This window comes from Clostridium sp. DSM 8431 (assembly GCF_900116755.1).
In the GTDB taxonomy this organism is placed as follows: domain Bacteria; phylum Bacillota; class Clostridia; order Clostridiales; family Clostridiaceae; genus Clostridium.
In genome coordinates this window covers 1-3,039 of record NZ_FPBY01000262.1, presented here as the reverse complement: position 1 = coordinate 3,039, position 3,039 = coordinate 1, and the positions used below count along the sequence as shown (strand labels likewise).

Genomic DNA, 3,039 nt, shown 5'->3' with positions numbered 1-3,039 from the left:
CTTCAACTGAATATTTAAATTTTCTTCCCATAAAAAAATACCTCCAAAGTAGAGTTTGGTTATTTACCATGTCTACTTTAGAGGTATCATATCAGTTATAAAAACAACTAAAGAGAATCCTACGTTAATAAATGAGTTGTGTGACCCATATGCTTCAATAATAGATGTAGATGAAGAAAATATTAATGAGAAGCCTATTGGAACAGGACCTTTTAAAGTAGAAAGCTTTGATTATACAAGTGCTAGTACTTTCGTTAAAAATAATGATTATTGGAATGGAGATGTAAAGCTTGATTCTTTAAAAGTTATATCAATAACAGATTCAGACATACTTTCAATGGCACTTCAATCTGGAGAAATAGATGCAGCCCAAGGTTTATCTTATGCTATGATAGATCAGTTCTCTAAAGACAATAAATATAAAATAGATACAGTAGATACTTCTAGAGTTATGGTCTTATATTTTAATGAGGAAAATAAATTACTAAAAAACTATAAGATTAGACAAGCAATTAATGCTATTATAGATAGTAATAAAGAGAAATATTGTTCTTCAATTTTAAATAATCAGGCAAAGCCAGCTTTAGGGATGTTTTCTAGTAATACTAACTATGCATTGAAGGAAGAGAAAAGTAGTTTAACTAAAGAAGAGGCTATTCAAATTTTAAAAGAAGAAGGGGCAGTAGGTCTAAGTAATAAAGGAAAAGCATTAAGATTAGTTACATACTCATCTAAACCAGAGTTACCTAATGTTGCACAAGCTATTCAATATGATTTGGGAAGCGCAGGAATAGATGTGGAAATTAGCATTAAAGAAAATATTGATGATTTTTTAAGTACAGGTGACTTTGATTTAGCATTATACTCAAATATAACTTCTTCCACTGGAGATTCAGCAGCATATTTAGCTAATGTAGTAAAAACCAATGGAAGTTTAAATTATGGCTCCTATAAAAATGAAGAAGTTAATAAGTTAATTGATAAGTTAAATACTGAATTGGATAAGAGCATTAGAGATAAGACTGCTATTGAAATTCAAAAGATTGTGCTTAAAGATGAGGCATATAATTTTATTGCACATATGAAGATGAGTTTTGTAATGAAAAGTAATATTAAAGGATTAACTCCACATCAAACAGATTATTATGAATTTAATGCTGATACATATATAGAATAGGTGAATAGTATGGAGACATTATTAGAGGTAAAAAACTTAAAATTGAGTAATAAAGATATAGAGATATTAAAGGATATATCTTTTAGTTTAAAAAAAGGTGAAATTCTTGCTGTAGTTGGTGAAAGTGGGTGTGGCAAGAGTACTTTAAGCAGAGCGTTAACTCAGATGATGGGGCATGATGAGAAAATAATAGATGGAGAAATTATTTTTGATGATAAAAATATTTTAAAGCTTCCAAGTGAAGAAAAGAGAAAGCTTTTAGGAAAAGAAATAGGAGTTATTCTTCAAAATCCAGGTTCTACTTTAAATCCTATAAGGAAGATAGGAAAGCAATTTGTAGAGGTATTAAAAAGTCATATGAAAATAAGTAAAAAGGAAGCTTTAAAAACTGCCGAGAATCTTTTAGAAAAGCTTAATTTTAAAGAGGCTTCTTGCATTTTAAATAGCTATCCTTTTGAATTAAGTGGAGGTATGAGACAGAGAATAGCCTTAGCTTTAGCTGTAATTATGAAGCCTAAAATTTTAGTGGCAGATGAACCAACTAGTGCTTTAGATACAGCTTCTCAATATGCTGTAGTTAAGGAGCTTATAAGTCTTAGAGATAATTTTGATACAAGTATAATTGTAGTTACCCATAGTATGAAGGTTGTATCTATGATGGCAGATAAGGTTGCAGTTATGTATGGTGGGAAGATACTAGAATTTGGAGATAAGGAGGCTGTAATGGAAAAACCAAGCCATCCTTATACTAAAGCTCTTATAAATGCTGTTCCGAAGATAGGTGGAAATGTTCCTAAAGGATTAAAGGGAAGTCCACCAAAGTTTTCTGATAAGATTGAGGGATGTATTTTTAAGAAGAGATGCCATTCAAAGAATGAACACTGTGGAAATACAGATCAAAAATTAAGGATGGTAGATGATACAAGATGGATAGCCTGCAGCTTAGAAGAAAAACTGGAGATTAGTGAAAATGTGTGAGTTAATATTAGAGTGTAAGAATATTAAAAAGGAATATAAGAAGAAAAATCATTCACATATAGCTTCTAATAATATATCTTTTACTCTAAGTAAAGGAGAGGTATTAGGTATTGTTGGTGAAAGTGGATGTGGGAAGAGTACTTTAGCTAATATTATAATGAATCTTGAAAAGGCAGACTCAGGAGAAGTTATTTTAGAGGGCAAAGATATAAGTAAGGCTAAAGGCAAAGAATTAAAAAGTGTTTATAAAGAAATACAGATGGTTTTTCAAAATGCACAGGGTTCCTTTGATCCTAGAATGACTATTGGGGAATCTATTAGTGAATTTGTATGTAGTTTATGCTCAAAAACTAAAGAAGATAGAGAAAACTATGTAGATGACTTATTAAACTTAGTAGGTCTTCCTTTAGAATTTAAATATAGATATCCAGGAGAGCTTAGTGGAGGTCAATGTCAAAGAGCAGCAATAGCAAGGGCACTAGCAGCTCATCCTAAGGTGCTTATATGTGATGAGGCTACAAGTGCTTTAGATGTATCAGTTCAGGCACAAATTATTGAGCTTTTAATAGATATGAAAAAAAAGTTTGGAATATCTTATATATTTATTTCGCATGATTTAGCTTTAGTTAGTAGTTTTTGTGATAAGGTCATAGTTATTAAAGATGGAAATATAGTAGAGTCTGGAGATGCTCATGAAGTAATTAGTAATCCTAAGCATGAGTATACAAAAGAACTTTTAAGATATATTTAAAAAAGGCTGTATTTTTAAATAGAGTGATAAGTAAAACTAGCTATTCAAATATAGGTGGACGTCCTTTAAAGTTCGTGCTTAAATAAGGACGTTCTCCTTTTATATTTATTGGATTTTCATCAAATTTTGAGAA

3 protein-coding genes are annotated in these 3,039 nt (G+C 30.4%); all 3 read left to right on the top strand.

Going from position 1 to position 3,039, the window contains the following annotated elements; genetic code table 11:
* Positions 1-55: 55 nt before the first annotated feature.
* The 3 genes from BM384_RS16435 to BM384_RS16425 are packed head-to-tail and all read left to right on the top strand — an operon-like array spanning position 56 to position 2,906.
* Positions 56-1,177 (top strand): ABC transporter substrate-binding protein, encoded by a 1,122-nt coding sequence (locus tag BM384_RS16435; RefSeq protein ID WP_090015259.1) that lies wholly within the window; start codon positions 56-58, stop codon positions 1,175-1,177.
* A gap of 9 nt (positions 1,178-1,186) precedes the next feature.
* Positions 1,187-2,155 (top strand): ABC transporter ATP-binding protein, encoded by a 969-nt coding sequence (locus BM384_RS16430; protein ID WP_090015256.1) that lies wholly within the window; start codon positions 1,187-1,189, stop codon positions 2,153-2,155.
* Positions 2,148-2,906, top strand: a complete 759-nt coding sequence (locus BM384_RS16425; protein WP_090015254.1) for an ABC transporter ATP-binding protein — start codon at positions 2,148-2,150, stop codon at positions 2,904-2,906. Before BM384_RS16430 ends, BM384_RS16425 begins: the two co-directional genes overlap by 8 nt.
* Positions 2,907-3,039: the final 133 nt, after the last annotated feature.